Here is a 21518-nt window from a genome sequence, read left to right as displayed (position 1 = left end):
GGAGGTCGGTGACCGCAACGCCGGAGCGGCAGCGGACAGGGCGGCTTGCTCATCCGCGGAGAGCGTCGCCGGTGAGTCCTGAGGTTGCCTCCCTGCCCCTGCTGCGCTTCAGCGCCATCCATCCAGGGAGACGTCGGGGCCGTCACCGAGGTAGCGCCGTAGCGCGCTGGAGGTGGTGTCCACGAAGGCAGCCGGGATGGCGCCTGCGTCAACCCAACGGACCTGGGAGTGCTTGCGGGGTTCACGGTTCTCGGGTTCGCCGGTCCATTCGTGGGCGGCGAAGACGACCGTGAGGAAGCCGTTGGGTGCCTCGACGCCCCAGGCGCCGTGGATGACGTGGGCGACCTTCAGCGACTCGGGCTTCACGGTGAGGCCCGTCTCCTCGTAGAGCTCGCGGACTGCGGTTTCGGTGATGGGCTCGCCCGGCTCACTCTTGCCGACCGGCAGGTCCCACATCCCTTGGGCGAACTTGGCGTTCTCGCTGCGCTGGAGAAGCACGACGCGGTTGGTTGCCTTGTCGTGGACGATTACGGCCGCGACCAGCAGGGTCATCGATTCGAGCGCCGGCGTGAGGGCTTGGGAGCGGTCGTCGGTCTGCTGGGCCACGGTGTTCCCTTCGGCGGACGGGTTGTTGGGCATGTTAGGCGAGGGCCTCGCGGGCGCGACGGGCTAGATCGGCGGCGCCCGGGACGCGTCGGCGCTGGTAGATCGCGAGGGTGGAGCGGATCGAGGTGATGGCCTTGCGGGTTCGGTCAGAGGTCATGCCCTCCATGAGCACCAGTGCTTGGGTCCAGGCGGCTACGGCTTCGTCGGCGCGGGCTTGGGCCGCAAGGCTGTCGCCGAGGTCAGCGTGCGTGAGGGCGTGGACGCGCTTGTACTTCTCCGGGTCCCAACGGGTGAGCGCGACGCGGTGCTGCTGTTCGGTGCCGACGTGGTCGGCGAGGTCGGTCAGGGTGCGGGCGGTGTGGCTGGCCACGGTGCCGGCTGCGGGGCCGCCGACGCGGGAGAAAGTGGGCTGGGGCCCGTCCTCGCGTAGGAGGGCATCTTCGGCGGCGAGGAGGGCACGTGCGGCAGATGGGTTCTCACCGACGGCGGCGTAAGCGCGGGCGTGGGTGATGTGAAGGAGGGCTTCGGTCTGTCCGTCGACATGGCCGAGGCCGCGGGTGAGGGCGCCTTCGACGAGGTCGACGCAGTGATGGGGGTGTTTGAGGCTGAGGGCCTGGTGGGCGAGGGCGCGCATCATCCAGGCAGCGTGGCCGTGGGTGTCAGCTTCGCAGGCGAGCTGGTAGCCGACCTGGTAGTAGCGCTGGGCGGCGCCTTCGTGGCCGAGGTCGTGGTGTTTCCAGCCTGCGAGGTAGGCGAGTTCGGCGACTGCGCCGAAGGCGGCTCGGCGTGAGGGTTCAGAAGGGAACCGTCCGCGGAGCATGGGGGCTGCGGTGTCGGCGAGGTAGGCGGTGACCGTGGTCAGGCCGTGCCCGCCGCCGAGGAGTTCGTCGGCGGCGCTGAAGGCTGCCGTGATCTGCCGGACTACGTCGATGTCGTCGCTGCCGACGAGGGATCGGGCGGTGCGCGCGCGGAGCATACGGGAGGTGGCTTCGTGGTCGTGCAGGAGCGGCATGGCTACGCCGGCCGTGGTGAAGGCGGCGATGGCCAGGAAACGGCGGCGTTCGACGTCCGCGCGGCCGAGGTCCGTGACCGTGGCGACGGGGTCGGCGTCCGGTGACGACTCCGCGTCGGGTGAGTGGAGACCAAGCTCGGTCCGGGTGACGACGCGGCCCAGCCGCCGGGAGAGGGCTTCGGCGAGGTACTGGCTCGTTTGGCCGGACGGGGCTCGGGTGCCGTTCGCCCAGTGGGAGATGGCGGACTTGTTGGTCTGGAGCAGGTCGCCGTTCTCGGCGGCGATGCGACGCACGTCCTTGGCGAGTGCCTCGTACGTGCACTTGGCGGTACTGATCGTGTCGCGCAGACGGGAGTTGGGGTTGTTCGGCGCTGGCACGATCTCCTCCGCTCCGGAGCTGTAAACCGCGTATACCGCTTGGCGTCGGTCACACCGTACCCACTCTGTGTAATGGGCGGTTCACTTGTCGACAGCCGCCCACTCTTGGGCCGGGCGGCCCCCAAGTCCCGTACGCCCTACCGGGCTCGGGCATTCCTATGTCCCGGTCCGGACGATCAGAGACGGAGAAACGGTGACCACCATCGACACCGCGACCATTACGGTCGAGCTGCCCGACGCCTTCGACGCGCGCTGGAGCCGGCTGTCCGGCATCCATGTGGAAGGCCGGCGCATCACCATCGATCCGGCCGAGTACTTCTTCCGCTTCGAGTCCAACACCTGGCTCGTCGCCGACTGGGAGCTGGTCAAGGCCCAGCTCCTCGAAGTGGACGAGACGACCGAGAGCGCGGTCGAGCAGCTCGCGCTCGACTTCATCAAGAACCACGGCGAGTCCACGTCGGATACCGCCCGCGTACTGGCGACGGCTTACGAGGTCTACTCGTATCTCTTCCGCGACGAGCACCTGGCCGGCCTCGGCCTCCCGCAGATCACCGCCGACCATCTGCGCATGCTGCGCGAGGCCGCCACTCTGATGGCGCTCAACAAGGTCGAGCTGGACGGGCACATCTCCAATGTCGGCCCGTGCTGGTTCTTCCCCGCCGCCACCTTCGACCTGGACGACGAGATGGGCGGAATGCTGGACGAGGTCTACCACGGCGGCTGGTTCAACGAGCACCGCCGGATCGCGTCCATCAAGGCTCACGCCGCGCTCGGCGGCAGGCTCGTGCACGGCTGCCAGTCCGTGCCGGACCAAACCGGCGGGGTCGTCGCGCCCTACGGTGCCTCGATGGCCAACTTCCGTGACGACCTCGTCGAGTTCAAGGCGGGGTGGATCGAACAGGTCTACGCCCAACGCGTGACCACGGCCGAGTAACCCCAACCCGAGTACGGCCCCGGGGCGGGTTGACCCGCTCACCTGTCCCGGAGCCCACCAGCCCCTGGAGACCCCATGGACCAGAGCCTGACAGCCGCTCTGCTGGACGACCTGTGCACCCTCGTCGGCAAGCCCCTCCCCGAACGTGCCGAGATCCGCGTCTGGGGCATGTCCGGCGTCGAACGCGTCACCTTCCCCGACGGCACCACGGCCGTCTTCAAGTACGCCAAGGAGCCGTTCGACCGCGAGGCCCAGGCCCTACGGGTGGCCCACCAGCAGGGGCTGCCGGTCCCCGCACTCCACGCCACTGCCATGCAGGACAAGTGGCTCGGGATGCTCATGGACGACCTCGGCACCCCCGTACGGGATGCAGACGACCTCGACGGCGTCGCCGCCGCCGTGATGCTCCACGCCGCCCGCCCGGCAGGCGGCCTGCCCCTCCTCGACAGCGCGGGCCTCGCGGCCCTGCCCGAACGCGCCCTCGATCACCTCCAGCGGCTGCGGAAGGTCGACCGGTGGACGGACTGCGACGACATCGAGACCGCTCTGGGGAAGATCTCCGCTGCGGCCGGGGCCCGCGTACACCGGGCGACACTCGAACCGTTCGGCTGGATCCACTCCGAGTTCCACCCCACGAGCGTCCACATCGGGGAGAACGGCTGGCACCTCCTCGACTTCGCACGCGCCTTCACCGGTCCCGGACTGATCGACCTCGCCTCCTACCACGGCACCACCGACGCACTGAGCCCCCTGCGGCTGCGGGTGTTCCTGGAGCAGTACGTCACCGCAGGCGGCCACGAGGACGCCCTCGCCGTTCGGGGCGGCCTGGCTGCCGAGGCGTGGGCCCTGGGCTGGCACCGCATGTGGGCGGTGGAGTGGTTCATGGAGCAGTCCATCCGATGGATCAACGACCCCGCCAAGGACCTCGCCTACATCCCCGTCGTCCGCCGGCACCTGAACGACGTGGTCCAGCTCTTGGAGGTCTAGGTGCTCGCCCAGGTCCCCTGGTACGCCCACGCCGCCCAACGCATAGCCGCTTCCCCGGCCCACGCGCTCACCGCACCGGCCCGGATGGAATGGAGCACCCACCCGGGCCTCGGTCCCGGCGCCGAGATCTTTGGCCCGGACCTGCGCCGCAAGCGCATCCTGGAACTGGGCTGCGGTCCCGGTCAGAACGTGGCTCACCTCGCCAAGCACCACCAGGCCCGCGTCACTGGCGTGGACTTGGTCGGGCTCCAGATTCGCCGTGCCCGCTCCCACTACGGACATATCGACGGCGCCGGGTTCGCCGCCGGCCACGCACTGCGCCACCTGCAGGCCACCGGTCAGACTTTCGACGCGATCTACTCCGTCTTCGGCGCCATCGGCCTCGTCGCCCCCGAGCTCCTGCTCGCCGCCATTTCCCGCCGCCTGATGCCGGGCGGTGTCCTGGTCTTCTCCGTCCCCCACCCGGCACGGGCTGGAAGACGCCCATCCGCTGACGACCGTCCGCGCGAGGACTACGTCACCATGCCCGACCACACCCGACTGCCCATCGCCCGATGGGAGTTCGATGCCCACCGCTGGGGCTCCCACCTCGCGCGGACCGGCCTGCGCATCACCTCTGCCCTGGAACTCCGCCACCCGCGCCGCGACCCGTGGCCGACCACCCTCCTGATCGTCGCCCGCACACGCTGACCCCGGAGGCGCTGATGCCCCTGCCGTACCTGCTGCTGGACATCGACGGCGTCCTCATTCCGTTCCCGGCTACCGACGGCAGCACCCCGCCCACCCACGTCCGCCACACTGTCCTGCCCACTGGCCGGCACCCCGACGACCCCGTCCCCGTCTGGCTCGACCCCAACCACGGCGGCATCCTCACCTCTCTGCTGACCAGCGGCCTCCTCACCCCGTGTGGTGCACCAGCTGGCGCAAGGATGCAACCACGATCATCGGGCCCTTGCTCGGCCTCCCCGACTTCCCCTACCTCGATCTACCCCGCGCCCAGATCACCACCAGCCACCCCAACGGCTACCTCTGGAAACGCGACCACGTCGACCCCTGGCTCGGCAGAGCCCCCGCCGTCTGGATCGATGACGACTTCACCGCCCTCGACCACTCCTGGGCCGACAAGCGCACCGCCTGCGGCCATCCGACGTTGCTCGTGCAGCCCGACCCGTACACCGGCCTCCAACCGGACCATCTCGATGGCGTACGTGACTGGGTCACGACCCAAGTTGAAGGCTGGGGGTTGGCGCGGTCGAGTTCTACCGAGAATGGCTGGCGAGCAGGTCGGAAGGGACTCGGTGGTGGCCCTGCGGGCTTCCTCGGTGACTGAGTAGTAGAGATCGCGCGCGCCGATTCTGCCCAGTGGGCCCAGAAAGGCCCATTACGCGGCGTTCGCCGGAGCTAGGTCGATCAAGAGTGTGGGCCTGCCGCCTACAGCCAGTCCCGCCGCTTGAAGATGAAGTACAGGCTCGTGCAGACAACCGCCATCAGCCCGATCGCGAACGGGTACCCGAACGCCCAGTCCAGCTCCGGCATCGCGTTGAAGTTCATGCCGTAGATCGTTCCCACCAACGTGGGGGCGAACAGGATCGCCGCCCAGGACGAGATCTTCTTGATCTCCTCGTTCTGCTCGAAGCCCGCCTCCGCCAGCGCCCGCATCTCGGCGTTCTGCTGCTGCGTCACCAGCGTCGCGTTCACTGTCAGGATGTCCGCGAGCGCCTGGCGGAAGCCGTCCACGCGTTCGCTGGTGTGGGTGACGTGGTCGGCCACGTCCCGCAGGTAGCGCTGGAGTTCCTCGTGCGTGCCGTACTTCGCGAAGCCCGCCATCAGCGCATGCAGCATCGCGACGAGGGGGCGGGTGGCCCGCTGGAACTCGACCATTTCGCGGGCCAGTTCGTAGATACGGCGGGAGACGGCAGGGTCGCCGCCGAAGACCTGGGTCTCGATCTCGTCGATGTCGTTCTGCACGCCGGCGACCACGGGGGCGTAACCGTCGACGACCGCGTCCAGGATCGCGTAGAGCACCGCCTCCGGGCCCAGCGCGAGAAGCTCGGGGGTCTCCTCCATCCGGTGGCGCACCGCGGACAGATCAGGGGCGGCGCCATGGCGGACCGTGATCAGGAAGTCCTTGCCGACGAAGACGTGCAGCTCGCCGAAGTCGACCTCTTCCTGCGCGTCGAGATAGCGGGCGGCGCGCAGGACGACGAACAACGTGTCGCCGTAGCGCTCCAGCTTGGGGCGCTGATGGGCCTCCAGGGCATCCTCGACGGCCAGTTCGTGGAGATCGAACTCGGCCGCCAGCGAGTGCAGTTCGTCCTCCGTCGGGCGGTGCAGGCCGATCCAGGCCATGCCGTCGGGGTACTCGCGCAGCTGACGGAACGTCTCGGCCAGCGAGTCCGGATTGGCGACCCGGCGTCCCTCGCGGTAGAGCACCGCCTGCACCACACTGCCCTGGTCCTTGATCACGGGCGGAGGAGGCGGCTGGGGCGCGGCGGAGCCGGGCGTGGCCGGAGGCGGGGCGGGGCGCCGGTGCCACTGGGGGCGCCGGGGTGACCGTGCCATCGCGGATCTCGCCTCCCGCCTCGTACGTCTGCGTCTGCCCCGTGGGCTCACAGGGCTCGGAGCAGGATATCCAGGTCCGGTACCCCATCACCGATCATCGCGGACAGAAGCTGTCCGCAAGGCTGGGTAGCGTACGGAGCATGGCGACGAAGACGAGGAAGACCATGTACCCCGTGCTCGGCACCCGCGCACTCAACCGCGCGACGCTGGCGCGCCAGTTGCTGCTGCGACGGGCCACCCGCTCCGAGATGACCGTCGACGGGGCGGTGGAACATCTCGTCGGACTCCAGGCGCAGAACGTCAAGCCGCCCTACTACGCCCTCGCCGCACGGCTCGCGGACTTCGACCCCGAGGAGCTGTCGGCCTCCATGGCCGAACGCCGGGTCGCCCGCATGGTGACGATGCGCTCCACGATCCACACGCACACCGCCGACGACTGCATGACACTGCGGCCCCTGGTGCAGGCCGCGCGGGACAGGGAGCTCGGGCAGTTCCGCACCGGTCTGGCCGGGGTGGACCTCGCAAGGCTCACCGCCGTGGTGCGCGAACTCGTCGAGGAGGAACCGCAGACCATGAAGCAGTTGCGGGAGGCGCTGCTCGCGCACTGGCCGGACGCCGACCCCCTGGCACTGACCGTCGCTGCGCGCTGCACCCTGCCTCTTGTGCAGGTCACGCCGCGCGGACTGTGGGGGAGGAGCGGGCAGGTCACGCTGACGACGGCCGAGAAGTGGTTCGGCAGGGAGCCCGAGCCGGTGCCGGCCGCAGACGGCACCGTGCTCCGCTATCTCGCGGCGTTCGGGCCCGCGTCGGTCAAGGACATGCAGACCTGGTGCGGACTGACCCGGATGCGGGAGGTGTTCGAACGGCTGCGGCCCCGGCTGGTCGTGTTCCAGGACGACCACGGCACCGAGCTCTTCGACCTGCCGGACGCTCCGCGCCCCGACGCGAACACCCCCGCCCCGCCCCGTTTCCTTCCGGAGTTCGACAATCTGCTGCTCTCCCACGCGGACCGCAGCCGCGTCGTGAGCGCGGAGCACAAGGCGCTCACCTGGCGGGGCAACCAGGCGTACAGCACGTTCCTCGTCGACGGTTTCCTGGCGGGGATCTGGCGGCTGGAGGAGACGAAGGAGGCGGTGACGGTGACCATCCAGCCCTTCGGCTCGCTGACGCGCGTGCAGCGCGAGGAGCTCACCGCGGAGGCAGCACACATGCTGGGTGTGCTGTCGTCCGCATCCACGCACGACATCCGGTTCGCGGCCGTACGTGGGGACTAGCGGTCGTTCCCGCAGGGGCGGGGCCCGCTGTGCCGCCGGTCGGGGCCCGCCCGCAGCCTCACGGCAGCAACCCCGCGCGGCGCGCCGCCACGCTCACGGCAGCAACCCCGCGCGGCGCGCCGCCACCACCGACTCCCACCGTGTGCGCGTGCCCAGTTTGCGCATCGCCGAGCGGAGATAGGACTTCACCGTCTCGGGCCGCAGGCCGAGACGGTTCGCCGCCGCGGTGTTCGTCGCACCCGCGGCCACGCAGCTCAGCACGTCCAGTTCGCGCGGCGCGAGCGACACCCCGAGGGTCCGCGCCCCGTCGGACCCCGGCGATGCCGCCGCCAGAGAGCCGCACACCGCGAGCAGTTCCTCGCGCAGCGCCCGGTCCGCGATCCGCGGCGCCAGCGCGCGCAGCGCGCCGTGCGCCTCGCGCACCGTCTCCCAGGCTCCCGCCCCGCCTTCCGCGGGCTCCCGCGCCGCCGCGAGCAGGAGCCGCGCCTCGTCCCGTACGACGAGGGCCTGCTCCACGTCGCGTGCCGCGGCAACGGCCGCGTCGAACACCCGGTCCCCGAGAGTCAGCGGCTGGCGCAGCGCGCCGTACACGACCCCGCGCACCGCGCGGCGCACGACGACGGGAACGGCGACCACGGACCGCAGCCCCTCAGCCGCCACCGCCGCGTCGTACTCGTGACTGATGTGCCGCGCCGACGGATAGTCCGTCACCGCACACGGCCGCAACAGCGCCATCGACTTCCCGCCCAGGCCGTTGCCGCTACGGATCGCCAGCCCGCGCAGCGCACCCGTCGCGGCCCCGGTCAGCTCAGCGATGCGCAGCTGCGGGGCGGAGCCCTGAAGCAGTCCGCCGAACGCGACAGGCAGCCCGGTGGCCCGCCGCAGCCCCAGCAGCGCAGCCCGCATCTCGACCGCTTCGTCGGATCCGCTCACGCGTTGTGCCTCCAGCCGGTACCCCCGTACGGGGACGACACCCCCGTACGGGGGTAGTGATGCCTGGGTCACCGATTACACGATGTCCGTGGCCGGTCCCGCAATGAGGAGGAGACATGACGTCTGGCAGCGTGACGGAGAGGTTCCGGGCCGCCCGGGACTTTCTGCTGCAGCACCGGGAGGACTACGCGGGAGCCCGCGAGGGCTTCGGCTGGCCTCGGTTCGAGCACTTCAACTGGGCGCTCGACTGGTTCGACGTCATCGCCGAGGACAACGACCGGACCGCGCTGCGCATCGTCGAGGAGGAGGGTCCGGGCGCCACCGTCTCCTTCGCCGCGATGTCCGCGCGCTCGAACCGTGCCGCGAACTGGCTGCGTGCCCAAGGCGTGCGTGCCGGTGACCGCATCCTTGTCATGCTGGGCAACCAGACCGAGCTGTGGGAGACGGCGCTCGCCGCGATGAAGCTGCGCGCCGTGATGATCCCGGCGACCCCGCTGCTCGGCGCGGCCGATCTGCGCGACCGCATCGACCGCGGCCGGGTGCGCCATGTGATCGTGCGCGGCGAGGACACCACCAAGTTCGACGAGGTGCCCGGCGACTACACCCGGATCGTCGTCGGCGGCGACGCGCCCGGCTGGCTGGCGTACGAGGAGGCGGACGCGAGCCCGGAGTCGTTCGCGCCCGACGGGCCCACCCGCGCCGACGACCCGCTGATGCTCTACTTCACCTCCGGCACCACCGCCCGGCCCAAGCTCGTCGAGCACACCCATGTCTCCTACCCGGTGGGCCACTTGGCGACGATGTACTGGATCGGCCTGCGACCGGGCGACGTCCATCTGAACATCTCCTCGCCGGGCTGGGCCAAGCACGCATGGTCCAATCTGTTCGCCCCGTGGAACGCCGAGGCGACCGTCTTCATCCACAACTACACGCGCTTCGACGCGAGCCGGCTGATGGCAGAGATGGACCGGGAAGGGGTGACCAGCTTCTGCGCGCCGCCGACCGTGTGGCGGATGCTGATCCAGGCGGACCTGAGCCGGCTGCAGCGCGTGCCGCGCGAGGTCGTCGCCGCCGGTGAACCGCTCAACCCCGAGGTGATCGAGACCGTACGGCGCGAGTGGGGCGTCACCATCCGCGACGGGTTCGGCCAGACGGAGACGGCCGTGCAGGTCTCCAACAGCCCCGGCCAGCTGCTGAAGGCCGGCTCGATGGGCCGGCCGAGCCCCGGCTACACCGTCGAACTGCTGGACCCGGTCACCGGTGAGCCCGGCGCCGTCGAGGGGGAGATCGCCCTCGATCTGTCCTCCCGGCCGGTCGGCCTGATGACCGGCTACCACGGCGACGAGGAACGCACGGCCGAGGCCATGGCAGGCGGCTACTACCGCACAGGTGACATCGGCTCCCGTGACGCCGACGGCTACATCACCTATGTGGGCCGGTCCGACGACGTGTTCAAGGCGTCCGACTACAAGATCAGCCCCTTCGAGCTGGAGAGTGCGCTGCTGGAGCACGAGGCGGTGGCGGAGGCCGCGGTGGTCCCGGCCCCGGACCCGGTGCGTCTCGCCGTTCCGAAGGCGTACGTCGTGCTCGCCGAGGGCTGGGAGCCCGGCCCCGACACCGCGAAGCTGCTCTTCGAGCACTCCCGCGCCGTGCTGGCGCCGTACAAGCGCATCCGCCGACTGGAGTTCGCCGATCTGCCGAAGACGGTGTCGGGGAAGATCCGCCGGATCGAGCTGCGCGAGCGGACGGCCGAGGGCTCGACCGCCGAGTACAGCGAGGGAGACCTGCGATGACCCTTTCGTACGCGCACGGCACCGGCGCCACCGAGCTGCTCGGCGACACCATCGGCCGCAACCTGGACCGGGCGATCCGCGCCTGGCCGGAACGCGAGGCGCTGGTGGACGTGGCGGGCGGCACCCGCTGGACGTATGCCGAATTCGGCGCGGCCGTCGACCAGTTGGCGCGCGGACTGCTCGGGTCGGGTGTGGCCAAGGGTGACCGGGTCGGCATCTGGGCGGTCAACTGCCCGGAGTGGGTGCTGATCCAGTACGCGACCGCGCGGATCGGCGCGATCATGGTGAACATCAACCCGGCCTACCGGGCCCATGAGCTGGAGTACGTACTGCAGCAGGCCGGGATCTCGGTCCTCGTCGCCTCGCAGACGCACAAGACCAGCGACTACCGGGCCATGGTCGACGCGGTGCGCCCCGCCTGCCCGCAACTGCGGGCCGTGCACTACATCGAGGACGGCTCGTGGGACCTGCTGCTCGATGCCGCGGCGACCGTGACCGGGGAACAAGTGGCGCAGCGTGAGGCGGAGTTGTCGTGCGACGACCCCGTCAACATCCAGTACACGTCGGGGACGACGGGCTTCCCGAAGGGCGCCACGCTCTCCCACCACAACATCCTCAACAACGGCTACTTCGTGGGCGAGCTGATCGCCTACACCGAACAGGACCGTGTCTGCATCCCCGTGCCGTTCTACCACTGCTTCGGCATGGTGATGGGCAATCTTGCGGCCACCTCGCACGGCGCCTGCATGGTGATCCCGGCGCCCTCCTTCGACCCGGCGGCCACGCTGCGCGCCGTCGAACAGGAGCGCTGCACCTCGTTGTACGGGGTGCCGACGATGTTCATCGCGGAGCTGAACCTCCCCGACTTCGCCTCCTACGACCTGTCGACCCTGCGCACCGGCATCATGGCCGGCTCGCCGTGTCCGGTGGAGGTGATGAAGCGGGTCGTCGCAGAGATGAACATGGCGGAGGTGTCCATCTGTTACGGCATGACGGAGACCTCTCCCGTCTCCACGCAGACCCGCCGCGACGACGATCTGGAGCGCCGCACCGGCACGGTCGGCAGGGTCCTTCCGCACATCGAGGTGAAGGTCGTCGACCCGGTCACCGGCGTGACCCTGCCGCGCGGCGAGGCGGGTGAACTGTGCACCCGTGGATACAGCGTGATGCTCGGGTACTGGAACGAGCCGGAGAAGACCGCGGAAGCCATCGACGAGGGGCGCTGGATGCACACGGGAGATCTGGCGGTGCTTCGCGAGGACGGCTATGTGCAGATCGTCGGCCGCATCAAGGACATGATCATCAGGGGTGGCGAGAACGTCTATCCGCGCGAGATCGAGGAATTCCTGTACTCCCACCCCAAGATCGCCGATGTGCAGGTGGTGGGGGTGCCGGACGAGCGGTACGGGGAGGAGATCCTGGCCTGCGTGATCCCTCGTGATCCGCAGGATCCCCCGACCCTCGAGGACATCGCGGAGTTCTGCCGCGAGCAGCTTGCCCACTACAAGGTGCCGCGACGGCTGGAGATCCTGTCGGAGTTCCCCATGACCGTCAGTGGCAAGGTGAAAAAAGTGGAAATCCGGCGTCGTTTCGGTGGTGCAAGGTAACGGTTTGACCAGCGCACATCAATGGCTCTACTTTTTGCCACCGGTCGACACTTCCGGCCGGTGGCCCGCTCCACAAGGACGAGCCCCTGTCAGCGATCCTTTGGGGGGACGCAATGAACTGGTACCTGGATGTACTGAAGAAGTATGCGGTGTTCAGCGGGCGCGCGCGGCGCAAGGAATACTGGATGTTCTTCCTCATCAACCTTGTCATCGCCATCGCGCTGTCGATTGTCGACAGCGTCGCCGGCACCGCCCCGATCATCTACGCCGTGTACGTCGTCGCGACGTTCCTGCCGAACCTGGGTGTGACCATCCGCCGTCTGCACGACACGGACCGGTCCGGCTGGTGGATCCTCATCGGTGCCATCCCGCTGGTGGGCTTCATCATCCTGCTGGTCTTCCTCGCGAGCGAGGGCAAGCCGGGCGAGAACAAGTACGGCGTGAACCCGAAGTTCGTCCAGGCTGTCTGACGAACCGGTAGAGCGGGCTCGTAGCGCCGCGGCCGACAGGACCCCTGTCGGCCGCGGCGCTTTGCCGTGCGGCCCTGACGTACCGAGGCCCTGACGTGCCAGGCCCTACGTGCCAAGGCCCTCACATGCCGCAGGACGCGCCCTCCGTGCCCGAGGACGGCTCGGCGGTGGAGAAGCCCGCCTGCCTCCCACCGTGGCCCAGGAGACCTCCGTCCCGCGCGAAGTGCGGGACGTGCAGCGTCAGTGCCGGATCGCCGTACAGCGCCACCGACATCAGCACCTGCGGGACCGCGGCACTGCCCCGAAGCGCCCGGGCCGGCATCGGGTGGGCGGCGCGCAGTCGCTCCAGCAGGTGCCGTGCCGCGCGGGTCCGCCGCGGTACGCACCACAGGGCCGCCGCCGCGGCCACGGGCACGGCCGAGACCGCCACCTGGACGGGGGTGTTGGGTGCGGTCATCGGCGTGACCAGCAGGCCCGTCACCACGGTGACCGGCACGGCGCACAGCAGAAGTCGTGCCGCGCGCCACCGCGCGCCGGCCCGCAGCAGCCCCTGTGCCGCGCACCCTTCGCGCAGCGCGTCGAGCGCCCGCTGCACGCGCGGCACCGTCACGAGCACGCGTACGCCCTGCGGTCTGCGCAACGAGGTGTGCACGGCCAGCTGCAGGGGATCGCGGACCGCAGCGGCCCAGCCGTCGGTCCGGACCGTCCCCTGCCTGCCGTTGGTGACGACACCCCGCTGCTGCAGCGCGACGAGGGCCACGGTCACCGCCGCGCGGCGTCCGCCGCGGAGCAGTCCGACGGACTGCGGACCCGGAGTGTCCCCGGCGGCGCCGGCGGCCACGGACGCCCGCAGGAGCAGCGCCGCGCCCGCGAGCAGCGAGCACGCCGCTCCGATGAACCACCACATGTGAACGGGCATCACGCCCACCTCCCCCGAGAGGCCGTGTCTGCGGCTGTAGGGGATATCTGCCCGCACGGGGCCGGATCCGAAGCCCGAAACGGGCGATTCTGAGCTGTTCTTGAGCTTCGGTGGGATTCCTGACGCTTCCGGTGCATGCGTACTCATGCCGGTCGTACGAAGCGTCCCCGGCCGGTGGCTACTGCCCGGTGGTGATCAACTCGTCCGCGGGGGCGTTCACCGGCTGCGGACAGCCCGTCAGGTCCATGATGAACAGCGGGATCCCCAGCCGGTCGGCGCGCGCCCTGGCGTCGTCCGCGTAGCCCGCGAGGGAGAAGAAGACGCTCTGCGCCGAGACGCTGAGCCCGTTGAGCCACAGGCATTCGATGTCGCGCAGTGCGGCGGGGCGGGTGGACGGGTCGACCTGGGCGACGACTCCGGAGCCGCGCAGGTCTATGCCGGACACCGGTCTCACCTCCGGCTGGACGACGTCCGTGAAGCCCAGCCACTTCAGGTACATCGCGGCCGCCGTGACCGCGTCGCGTCCCGTTCGTATCGTGACCGGCCGGAACGAGGGGCGGGCGGTCATGGCCGTGCGCGGCAGCGGTATGTGCGCGGGGCGGCGATCGTCCCCGGCCAGGGGCTGAGGTCCGGCTGCGGGCGGCGAGGGGATCGCGGCGGCCACCGGCCGCACCGCGATCCGCAGCACCGTGCCGCAGGGGCAGCCGAGCTCCGGCTGCGGCCACTGGTCGCGGCGGGCGCAGGCCGGACAGCGGACGGTCACCCAGTCGTCGGTCCAGGTGCGGTGGGTGATCGGCTCCGGCGGGGCGCCGCGCAGCAGCGGCGGCGCGAGGGGGGCGCCGCAGGCGCACGGGTACACGGGCGGGGCGTACAGGTGGGCGCGTCGGCAGGCCGGGCAGCGCACCGGCACGCTTTCGATCATTGCTGCACCTTCCCCTCGTGGCTGCCGTCCATCGTCCATCAACGGCGGACAGTTGGCGAGGCGCTTCCGGAACTGCGCCGCATGCGCTCCGGCGCCGCCCCCTGCAGGCCCGCTCTCTTGACGCCGGACCGGGGACGTTTTAGATTGCTTCCGTATAGCAGAACTAAACTTCCGTAATACGGAAAAGATACGGACACCGACACGGAATCGGCGCTCCCAGGTGGCGCGACGGAGTCCGATCCCCAAGGCCGGAGCAGGAGCACCCCATGCCTCGTATGACCGCCGCCCGAGCGGCAGTTGAGATCCTCAAGCGTGAAGGCGTCACCCACGCGTTCGGAGTGCCGGGCGCCGCGATCAACCCCTTCTACAAGGCCCTTCAGGCCGGCGGCGGTATCGACCACACCCTCGCCCGCCATGTCGAGGGCGCGTCGCACATGGCCGAGGGCTACACCCGCACCCACCCGGGCAACATCGGTGTCTGCATCGGTACGTCGGGCCCGGCCGGCACCGACATGATCACCGGCCTGTACTCCGCGATCGGCGACTCCATCCCGATCCTGTGCATCACCGGCCAGGCACCGACCAGCGTGATCCACAAAGAGGACTTCCAGGCCGTCGACATCGCCTCGATCGCCAAGCCGGTGACCAAGGCCGCGACGACCGTCCTGGAGGCCGCGCAGGTCCCCGGCGTCTTCCAGCAGGCGTTCCACCTGATGCGCTCCGGCCGCCCCGGCCCGGTCCTCATCGACCTGCCCATCGACGTCCAGCTCACCGAGATCGACTTCGACCCGGAAACGTACGAGCCGCTGCCGGTCTACAAGCCGTCGGCGACCCGCGCCCAGATCAAGAAGGCGATCTCCTTCCTGCTGGAGTCCGAGCGGCCGCTGATCGTCGCAGGCGGCGGCATCATCAACGCCGACGCCTCCGACCTGCTCGTCGAGTTCGCCGAGCTGACCGGCACCCCGGTCATCCCCACGCTGATGGGCTGGGGCACCATCCCGGACGACCACGAGCTCAACGCCGGCATGGTCGGCCTGCAGACCTCGCACCGCTACGGCAACGCGAACTTCCTGGAGTCCGACTTCGTCCTCGGCATCGGCAACCGCTGGGCCAACCGCCACACCGGCTACAAGCTCGACGTCTACACCAAGGGCCGGAAGTTCGTCCACGTCGACATCGAGCCCACCCAGATCGGCAAGATCTTCGCGCCCGACTACGGCATCGCCTCCGACGCCAAGGCCGCGCTGGAGCTCTTCGTCGAGGTCGCGCGCGAGCTCAAGGCCGCGGGCCGGCTGCCCGACCGCTCCGCGTGGGTCGCCTCCACCAACGAGCGCAGGGCGACGCTGCAGCGCCGCACGCACTTCGACAACGTGCCGCTCAAGCCGCAGCGCGTCTACGAGGAGATGAACCGCGCCTTCGGCCCCGAGACGCGCTACGTCACCACCATCGGCCTGTCCCAGATCGCGGGCGCGCAGATGCTGCACGTCTACCGGCCCCGCCACTGGATCAACTGCGGCCAGGCCGGCCCGCTCGGCTGGACCATCCCGGCCGCCCTCGGCGTCGCCAAGGCGGACCCGGAGGCCCAGGTCGTCGCCCTGTCCGGCGACTACGACTTCCAGTTCATGCTGGAGGAACTGGCCGTCGGCGCCCAGCACCGCATCCCGTACGTCCATGTCCTCGTCAACAACTCCTATCTGGGGCTGATCCGTCAGGCCCAGATCGGCCTGGACATCAACTTCCAGGTCAACCTGGAGTTCGAGAACATCAACTCCCCGGAGCTCGGCGTCTACGGTGTCGACCACGTCAAGGTCGTCGAGGGCCTGGGCTGCAAGGCGATCCGCGTCACTGAGCCGGACCAGCTGCTGCCGGCCTTCGAGGAGGCGAAGAAGCTCGCCGCCGAGTACCGCGTCCCGGTCGTGGTCGAGGCGATCCTGGAGCGCGTCACCAACATCTCGATGAGCAAGACCGCGGACATCAGCGATGTCACGGAGTTCGAGGAGATCGCCACGGAGCCGGGCCACGCCCCGACGGCGATCACGCCGCTCAAGGTCTGACCACCGCCGCCCGACGGCCCAGGGCCCGGTCCGCACCCGCGGACCGGGCCCTTCGGCGTGTCTGCTCGCCGCCGTCCTGGAGGTCGGTGCGTACGTCAGGGACGGCCGCCTCGTCCGCTGCCGCGGGATCTTCGGCGCACCTTGAACGAGCGCCGGGCGTGCGGCGGCCGGGTGCTCTAGCGTGACACCGCAGGAGGTGCCGATGGACACGCTGGACGGACTGCCGCTGCTCGCCTTCGCCGATGTGCGAGAGCTCGAAACGTGGCTGGACGAGCATCAAGGGACCGTGGCCGGCGTCTGGCTCAAGCTGGCGAAGAAGGGCTCCGGCGTCCCCTCGCCGACCGCCGCCGAGGCCAACGACGCGGCACTCTGCTTCGGCTGGATCACCGGCCTGCGGCGCTCGTACGACGAGGTGCACTACCTCCAGAAGATCACGCGCCGCCGGCCGCGGAGCACCTGGTCGCAGGTGAACATCAAGAGGGTCGAGGTCCTGACGGCCGAAGGCCGGATGCGGGAGTCCGGTCTCGCGGAGGTGGCGGCCGCCGAGGCGGACGGCCGCTGGGAGGCCGCCTACGCGTCGCAGCGCGACGCCACCGTGCCGGCAGACCTGGCCGCCGCGCTCCAGGCGGACACGGCGGCGGGGAAGACGTTCGAGAGCCTCGGCAGGTCGGAGCAGTACCTCGTGATCCTGAACCTGCTGAAGGCGACGACCCCCAGGACGCGGGCGGCCCGCCTGGAACGGATGATCGCGACGCTGGCGGCCGGCGAGAAGGTGCGCTGAGCCGGACGCCGCGGCCGAACGGGCCGCGGCCGAGGCGGATTCCACCCGGTCCGCCCCGCGGATGTCCCACCAGCGGAGGGCATCGACGGGGGAGGACGTCCATGGCGGGATTCCGGCCGAAGTGGCGGCCGTTGGTGATCGCGGTGCCGCCGGCCGGCGCCGGGCTGTGGCTGTGGACGACGCGGGTGGAGGGCATGGGCGGCCGGGAGGCTGCCACGACCACCGCGGTGGTCATGGCGTGCCTGTGCGCGTTCTCCGTCGCGGAGGACGCGTGGGAGCACTGGCGGGCGCCCCGCCGGGACGGGTGACCTGACCCCGGACGCGGACCAGGACCCGGCCTCTGTGCGAAGGCCGGGCCCTGGTCGTCGAGCGCGGGGTGCGGGACCGTACCGACTCCGCGCTCCGTCTGTGGGGTGGTGACCGCCCGACGGTGCGAGGCTGGCGCGACAGGACGTTCGCGCCGCCGGGCGGGGTCTGGGTTGGGGTCGTCGCCTGGTGGGACGGGCTGGGACCGCGGCGGGGCGATTGGCCTCCCGGCGGCCGTTCTTCAGGTCAGAACGGTCTCCGGGATCCTTCACCACCGCACTGGCATCGCACGGCCACCGCGGTCTCAGCCCCTGCCGTCCGTACCGGCGGCCACCCCTCATCCGGGCCACCGGTACGGACCACGTACCGGGCGCGACGTGTCGTCAGGTCCGGTACGCAGACGGGGGATCAGTCCTCGCGCAGGGCGCGGACCGCCTCCTCCACGCGCTTGCCGTAGTCGGCGTCGGCGGCGTGGAAGTGGGCCAGGTTCTTCTCGATCACGTCGTCGCGGGAGACCTGGGACAGACCGCCGGCGATGTTCGCGACGAGACGGCCCTTCTCCTCTTCCGACATGAGGCGGTACAGCTCGCCCGCCTGGAAGAAGTCGTCGTCCTTCACGTGCGCGGGGGCCGTGTGGGTACCGATCCAGCCCTGGACCGCCAGCGGCGCGGACAGCGCCGCGTCGGTCTGGGCCGGGCCCGCGTACGAGTTGGGCTCGTAGTTCTTGTCGTGGCGTGAGCCGTTGCGCGTGGCCATCAGGCCGTCACGGCCGTAGTTGTCCGCGACGGCGGCCTTCGGCGCGTTCACCGGCAGCTGGGTGTGGTTCACACCCAGGCGGTAGCGGTGCGCGTCGGCGTAGGCGAACAGGCGGCCCTGGAGCATCTTGTCCGGCGAAGGGCCGATGCCCGGAACGAAGTTGTTCGGGGAGAAGGCGGCCTGCTCGACCTCGGCGAAGACGTTGTCCGGGTTGCGGTCGAGGACCAGGCGGCCCACCCGCTGCAGCGGGTAGTCGGCGTGCGGCCACACCTTGGTCAGGTCGAACGGGTTGAAGCGGTAGTCCGCCGCCTCCGCCGCGGGCATGATCTGGACGTACAGGGTCCACGACGGGTTCACACCGCGCTCGATGGCCTGCAGCAGGTCCGTCTGGTGCGAGTTGGCGTCCTTGCCGACCAGCTCGGCGGCCTGCTCGGCCGACAGGGAGCGCACACCCTGGTTGGTCTTGAAGTGGTACTTCACGAAGAAGGCCTCGCCCGCCTCGTTGGTCCACTGGTAGGTGTGCGAGCCGTAGCCGTTCATGTGGCGGTACGAGGCGGGGATGCCGCGGTCGCCCATCAGCCAGGTCACCTGGTGCGTCGCCTCGGGGGCGTGTGCCCAGAAGTCCCAGACGTTGTCCGGCTCCTGCTTGCCCGTGAACGGGTCGCGCTTCTGGGAGTGGATGAAGTCGGGGAACTTGATCGGGTCCTTGATGAAGAACACCGGGGTGTTGTTGCCGACGAGGTCGTAATTGCCCTCCTCGGTGTAGAACTTCAGCGCGAAACCGCGCGGGTCGCGGACCGCGTCCGCGCCGCCGAGCGAGTCCGCCACGGTCGAGAAGCGCAGGAACGTCTCGGTGCGCCTGCCCACCTCGGAGAGGAAGTCGGCCTTGGTGAAGCCGGTGACGTCGTCGGTGACCTCGAAGTACCCGTACGCGCCGGAGCCGCGGGCGTGCACCACCCGCTCCGGGATGCGCTCACGGTTGAAGCGCGCGAGCTTCTCCAGCAGGTGCTGGTCCTGCAGGAGGATGGGGCCACCGACGCCGGCGGTGGCGGAGTTCTGGTTGTCGGCGACGGGGGCGCCGGACTCGGTCGTAAGCACGCGCTTCGACATCGTGACCTTCCGTACGGGAGCTGCACTGGGTGACGGTCCGAGGAGCGTAGATATGCCTCGAGGAAAACGTCAACAGTTTGTTGAAAGTGGAGAGGGGTGTTCCGGCCGGCGCCGACGCCTGGGCGCGACAGGACAGGTGTCAGCGCCGACGCCGGCCGGAGTATGTGGGGTCGACCCGGGAGGGGTCGCAGGCGTCAGACCTGGGAACCCGACAGGCGCTCGACGGAGCGCAGCAGGGCCGAGTGGTCCAGGCCGCCGTCGCCCTGGGCGCGCAGGGAGGCGACCAGCTGGGCGACGACCGAGCCGACGGGGAGCGCGGCACCGACATTGCGGGCGGCGTCGGTGACGATGCCCATGTCCTTGTGGTGCAGGTCGATCCGGAAGCCGGGCTTGAAGTCCCGGTTCAGGAAGTTGTCCTTCTTGCGGGTCAGCACGGTCGAACCGGCCAGTCCGCCGTTGAGGACGTCCAGCGCGGCCTGCAGGTTCACACCCGACTTCTCCAGGAAGACGACGGCCTCGGCGCACGCCTGGATGTTGACCGCCACGATCAGCTGGTTGGCGGCCTTCACCGTCTGGCCGGAGCCGTGCGGGCCGCACAGCACGATGGTCTTGCCGAGTGCGTCGAGAATCGGCTTGGCGGTGTCGAAGTCCGCCTGCTCGCCACCGACCATGATCGAGAGCACGGCCTCGATCGCGCCGGCCTCGCCGCCCGAGACGGGCGCGTCCAGGACACGGATGCCCTTGGCCGCCGCGTTCTTCGCCAGGTCGACCGAGGTCTGCGGGGTGATCGAGGACATGTCGATCAGGAGGGCGCCTTGCTTCGCGTTCTCCAGGATGCCGTCGGCGCCGTAGGAGATGGCCTCGACCTGGGGGGACGCGGGCACCATCGTGATCACGACATCGGCGTCCTGCACCGCTTCTGCGATCGAGGAGGCCGCGGTGCCGCCGGCCGCGGTGAGGCGGTCCAGCTTGTCCTGCTCCAGGGTGAAGCCGGTGACCGAGTAGCCCGCCTTCAGCAGGTTCTCGGACATGGGGGAGCCCATGATGCCGAGACCGATCCAGGCGATCTTGGGGAGGGTGCTCATTGGGGTACCTCTCTGCGGGTTGTGCGTGGTGGGGGCGGATGCCGCGCCGGGTGCCGTGCCCTGAGGGGGCGGGCCTGCGGCCGGGGCCGCGGGGGCGAACTCCGGTGCGGCGCGCGTCAGCGCGCTCCGCGGGCCGAGGCCGGCAGCCAGCCGAACGACTCCGCGGACGGGCGCTCGCCGGCCTTGTACTCCAGGCCGACCCAGCCCTCGTATCCGGCCTTCGTCAGCTCGTCGAGGAGCTGCTCCAGCGGGAGCGAGCCGGTGCCCGGCGCGCCGCGGCCCGGGTTGTCCGCGATCTGGACGTGGCCGGTCCTGTCGGCGTACTGCGCGATGACCTGGCTGACGTCCTCGCCGTTCATCGACAGGTGGTAGATGTCGAGCAGGAACTTGGCATTGCCCAGTCCCGTCGCCGCGTTGACCTTGTCGATGACCTCGATCGCGGCCGGGGCGCTCACCAGCGGGTAGAGCGGTGACTCCGGCTTGTTCAGGGTCTCGACGAGGAGGATCGCGCCGACGCGGTCGGCGGCGCGGGCCGCGAGCACCAGGTTCTCCAGGGCGAGGGTGTCCTGGACCTGCGGGTCGACGCCGTCGACCCGGTTGCCGTAGAGGGCGTTGAGTGCCGTGCAGCCGACCGAGGCGGCGAAGTCGGCGGCCACCTCGATGTTGGCTCGGAAGCGGTCGGACTCCTCGCCGGGCACGGAGAGCGCGCCGCGATCGGGTCCGGGCAGCTGCCCGGCGTAGAAGTTCAGGCCCACCAGCCGGGTGCCGGCCTCGTCGAGCGCCTTCTTGAGGGCGTCGAGTTCCGCCTGGTCGGGCGTGGGGGTCTCGATCCAGGGCCACCACAGCTCGACCGCTCGGAAGCCCGCGGCAGCGGCGGCCGCCGGGCGCTCCAGGAGCGGGAGTTCCGTGAAGAGGATCGAGAGGTTCACATCGAAGCGCTGGTCGCTGTATCCCATGAGGAGTGCGCGCTCCTTCCGTATTGCGGAAGTTTCTTTCTGCTTAATGGAATTCTGTCGAGCGTGGGGGAGA

Annotated in this window: 19 protein-coding genes and 1 pseudogene; 11 read left to right on the top strand and 9 right to left on the bottom strand. The window is 70.1% G+C overall.

Features of this window, described 5'->3' with window-relative positions; genetic code table 11:
• Positions 1-108: 108 nt before the first annotated feature.
• Positions 109-639 (bottom strand): NUDIX domain-containing protein, encoded by a 531-nt coding sequence (locus AC067Z_RS18460; protein WP_478790580.1) that lies wholly within the window; start codon positions 637-639, stop codon positions 109-111.
• Between the two features lies 1 nt (position 640).
• The gene (locus AC067Z_RS18455; RefSeq protein WP_478790579.1) at positions 641-1996 is read right to left on the bottom strand and encodes a tetratricopeptide repeat protein; all 1356 of its coding nucleotides are present in this window, start codon (positions 1994-1996) and stop codon (positions 641-643) included.
• Between the two features lie 193 nt (positions 1997-2189).
• On the opposite strand from AC067Z_RS18455, the gene AC067Z_RS18450 reads away from it, so the two are divergent.
• The 4 genes and pseudogenes from AC067Z_RS18450 to AC067Z_RS18435 all read left to right on the top strand — a co-directional run bounded on the left by AC067Z_RS18450 (position 2190) and on the right by AC067Z_RS18435 (position 5247).
• Positions 2190-2930, top strand: coding sequence for a hypothetical protein (locus AC067Z_RS18450; protein ID WP_478790578.1), 741 nt, complete (start codon positions 2190-2192; stop codon positions 2928-2930).
• A gap of 75 nt (positions 2931-3005) precedes the next feature.
• Positions 3006-3917, top strand: a complete 912-nt coding sequence (locus tag AC067Z_RS18445; RefSeq protein WP_478790577.1) for a phosphotransferase family protein — start codon at positions 3006-3008, stop codon at positions 3915-3917.
• Positions 3918-4607 carry a class I SAM-dependent methyltransferase gene (locus AC067Z_RS18440; protein ID WP_478790576.1) on the top strand — a complete coding sequence of 230 codons (690 nt, stop codon included), beginning with the start codon at positions 3918-3920 and terminating at the stop codon, positions 4605-4607.
• A gap of 14 nt (positions 4608-4621) precedes the next feature.
• A pseudogene (locus AC067Z_RS18435) lies at positions 4622-5247 on the top strand (HAD domain-containing protein).
• A 101-nt stretch (positions 5248-5348) separates the two neighbouring features.
• Here the strand turns inward: AC067Z_RS18435 and AC067Z_RS18430 are convergent.
• The gene (locus tag AC067Z_RS18430) at positions 5349-6479 is read right to left on the bottom strand and encodes a magnesium and cobalt transport protein CorA (RefSeq protein WP_478790575.1); all 1131 of its coding nucleotides are present in this window, start codon (positions 6477-6479) and stop codon (positions 5349-5351) included.
• 140 nt (positions 6480-6619) lie between these two features.
• Between AC067Z_RS18430 and AC067Z_RS18425 the strand changes: the two genes are divergently transcribed.
• Positions 6620-7753, top strand: coding sequence for a winged helix DNA-binding domain-containing protein (locus AC067Z_RS18425; RefSeq protein ID WP_478790574.1), 1134 nt, complete (start codon positions 6620-6622; stop codon positions 7751-7753).
• Between the two features lie 93 nt (positions 7754-7846).
• Here the strand turns inward: AC067Z_RS18425 and AC067Z_RS18420 are convergent, their stop codons facing one another.
• A complete protein-coding gene (locus tag AC067Z_RS18420; protein WP_478790653.1) occupies positions 7847-8659 on the bottom strand; it encodes a helix-turn-helix transcriptional regulator in 813 nt (270 codons plus the stop codon).
• A gap of 143 nt (positions 8660-8802) precedes the next feature.
• Between AC067Z_RS18420 and AC067Z_RS18415 the strand changes: the two genes are divergently transcribed.
• The 3 genes from AC067Z_RS18415 to AC067Z_RS18405 all read left to right on the top strand — a co-directional run bounded on the left by AC067Z_RS18415 (position 8803) and on the right by AC067Z_RS18405 (position 12556).
• Positions 8803-10479, top strand: coding sequence for an AMP-binding protein (locus AC067Z_RS18415; RefSeq protein WP_478790573.1), 1677 nt, complete (start codon positions 8803-8805; stop codon positions 10477-10479).
• On the top strand, positions 10476-12086 hold the full coding sequence (locus AC067Z_RS18410; RefSeq protein ID WP_478790572.1) for an AMP-binding protein: 1611 nt from the start codon (positions 10476-10478) through the stop codon (positions 12084-12086). Before AC067Z_RS18415 ends, AC067Z_RS18410 begins: the two co-directional genes overlap by 4 nt.
• A gap of 113 nt (positions 12087-12199) precedes the next feature.
• Positions 12200-12556 (top strand): DUF805 domain-containing protein, encoded by a 357-nt coding sequence (locus AC067Z_RS18405; protein ID WP_478790571.1) that lies wholly within the window; start codon positions 12200-12202, stop codon positions 12554-12556.
• A 121-nt stretch (positions 12557-12677) separates the two neighbouring features.
• Here AC067Z_RS18405 and AC067Z_RS18400 read toward each other — a convergent pair whose 3' ends face one another.
• Together AC067Z_RS18400 and AC067Z_RS18395 are read right to left on the bottom strand one after the other, a co-directional pair.
• Positions 12678-13475: a TIGR04222 domain-containing membrane protein gene (locus AC067Z_RS18400; RefSeq protein ID WP_478790570.1), complete on the bottom strand. Its 798-nt coding sequence runs from the start codon at positions 13473-13475 to the stop codon at positions 12678-12680.
• Positions 13476-13653: 178 nt separating this feature from the next.
• A complete protein-coding gene (locus tag AC067Z_RS18395; protein ID WP_478790652.1) occupies positions 13654-14394 on the bottom strand; it encodes a hypothetical protein in 741 nt (246 codons plus the stop codon).
• A gap of 269 nt (positions 14395-14663) precedes the next feature.
• Between AC067Z_RS18395 and gcl the strand changes: the two genes are divergently transcribed.
• The 3 genes from gcl to AC067Z_RS18380 all read left to right on the top strand — a co-directional run bounded on the left by gcl (position 14664) and on the right by AC067Z_RS18380 (position 17540).
• Complete coding sequence (gene gcl / locus AC067Z_RS18390) at positions 14664-16451, top strand: glyoxylate carboligase (RefSeq protein WP_478790569.1); 1788 nt, start codon at positions 14664-14666, stop codon at positions 16449-16451.
• A gap of 202 nt (positions 16452-16653) precedes the next feature.
• Complete coding sequence (locus AC067Z_RS18385) at positions 16654-17232, top strand: YdeI/OmpD-associated family protein (RefSeq protein WP_478790568.1); 579 nt, start codon at positions 16654-16656, stop codon at positions 17230-17232.
• A gap of 101 nt (positions 17233-17333) precedes the next feature.
• Positions 17334-17540, top strand: coding sequence for a hypothetical protein (locus tag AC067Z_RS18380; RefSeq protein WP_478790567.1), 207 nt, complete (start codon positions 17334-17336; stop codon positions 17538-17540).
• A gap of 406 nt (positions 17541-17946) precedes the next feature.
• Here the strand turns inward: AC067Z_RS18380 and AC067Z_RS18375 are convergent, their stop codons facing one another.
• The 3 genes from AC067Z_RS18375 to AC067Z_RS18365 form a co-directional block, all read right to left on the bottom strand.
• Positions 17947-19404: a catalase gene (locus AC067Z_RS18375; RefSeq protein ID WP_478790566.1), complete on the bottom strand. Its 1458-nt coding sequence runs from the start codon at positions 19402-19404 to the stop codon at positions 17947-17949.
• 194 nt (positions 19405-19598) lie between these two features.
• Complete coding sequence (locus AC067Z_RS18370; protein WP_478790565.1) at positions 19599-20489, bottom strand: 2-hydroxy-3-oxopropionate reductase; 891 nt, start codon at positions 20487-20489, stop codon at positions 19599-19601.
• Positions 20490-20605: 116 nt separating this feature from the next.
• Positions 20606-21445, bottom strand: a complete 840-nt coding sequence (locus AC067Z_RS18365; RefSeq protein ID WP_478790564.1) for a TIM barrel protein — start codon at positions 21443-21445, stop codon at positions 20606-20608.
• Between the last annotated feature and the right edge of the window lie 73 nt (positions 21446-21518).

The sequence above is a fragment of the Streptomyces sp. NPDC043812 genome (assembly GCF_056436245.1).
This window is presented reverse-complemented; position numbering and strand designations above follow the sequence as displayed.

Coding starts and splice junctions, on each gene's coding strand:
- AC067Z_RS18460 (WP_478790580.1), bottom strand. CDS start 639: ATGCCCAACAACCCGTCCGCCGAAGGGAACACCGTGGCCCAGCAGACC.
- AC067Z_RS18445 (WP_478790577.1), top strand. CDS start 3,006: ATGGACCAGAGCCTGACAGCCGCTCTGCTGGACGACCTGTGCACCCTC.
- AC067Z_RS18430 (WP_478790575.1), bottom strand. CDS start 6,479: ATGGCACGGTCACCCCGGCGCCCCCAGTGGCACCGGCGCCCCGCCCCG.
- AC067Z_RS18425 (WP_478790574.1), top strand. CDS start 6,620: ATGGCGACGAAGACGAGGAAGACCATGTACCCCGTGCTCGGCACCCGC.
- AC067Z_RS18420 (WP_478790653.1), bottom strand. CDS start 8,659: ATGCGGGCTGCGCTGCTGGGGCTGCGGCGGGCCACCGGGCTGCCTGTC.
- AC067Z_RS18415 (WP_478790573.1), top strand. CDS start 8,803: ATGACGTCTGGCAGCGTGACGGAGAGGTTCCGGGCCGCCCGGGACTTT.
- AC067Z_RS18410 (WP_478790572.1), top strand. CDS start 10,476: ATGACCCTTTCGTACGCGCACGGCACCGGCGCCACCGAGCTGCTCGGC.
- AC067Z_RS18405 (WP_478790571.1), top strand. CDS start 12,200: ATGAACTGGTACCTGGATGTACTGAAGAAGTATGCGGTGTTCAGCGGG.
- AC067Z_RS18400 (WP_478790570.1), bottom strand. CDS start 13,475: ATGCCCGTTCACATGTGGTGGTTCATCGGAGCGGCGTGCTCGCTGCTC.
- gcl (WP_478790569.1), top strand. CDS start 14,664: ATGCCTCGTATGACCGCCGCCCGAGCGGCAGTTGAGATCCTCAAGCGT.
- AC067Z_RS18385 (WP_478790568.1), top strand. CDS start 16,654: ATGGACACGCTGGACGGACTGCCGCTGCTCGCCTTCGCCGATGTGCGA.
- AC067Z_RS18380 (WP_478790567.1), top strand. CDS start 17,334: ATGGCGGGATTCCGGCCGAAGTGGCGGCCGTTGGTGATCGCGGTGCCG.
- AC067Z_RS18375 (WP_478790566.1), bottom strand. CDS start 19,404: ATGTCGAAGCGCGTGCTTACGACCGAGTCCGGCGCCCCCGTCGCCGAC.
- AC067Z_RS18370 (WP_478790565.1), bottom strand. CDS start 20,489: ATGAGCACCCTCCCCAAGATCGCCTGGATCGGTCTCGGCATCATGGGC.
- AC067Z_RS18365 (WP_478790564.1), bottom strand. CDS start 21,445: ATGGGATACAGCGACCAGCGCTTCGATGTGAACCTCTCGATCCTCTTC.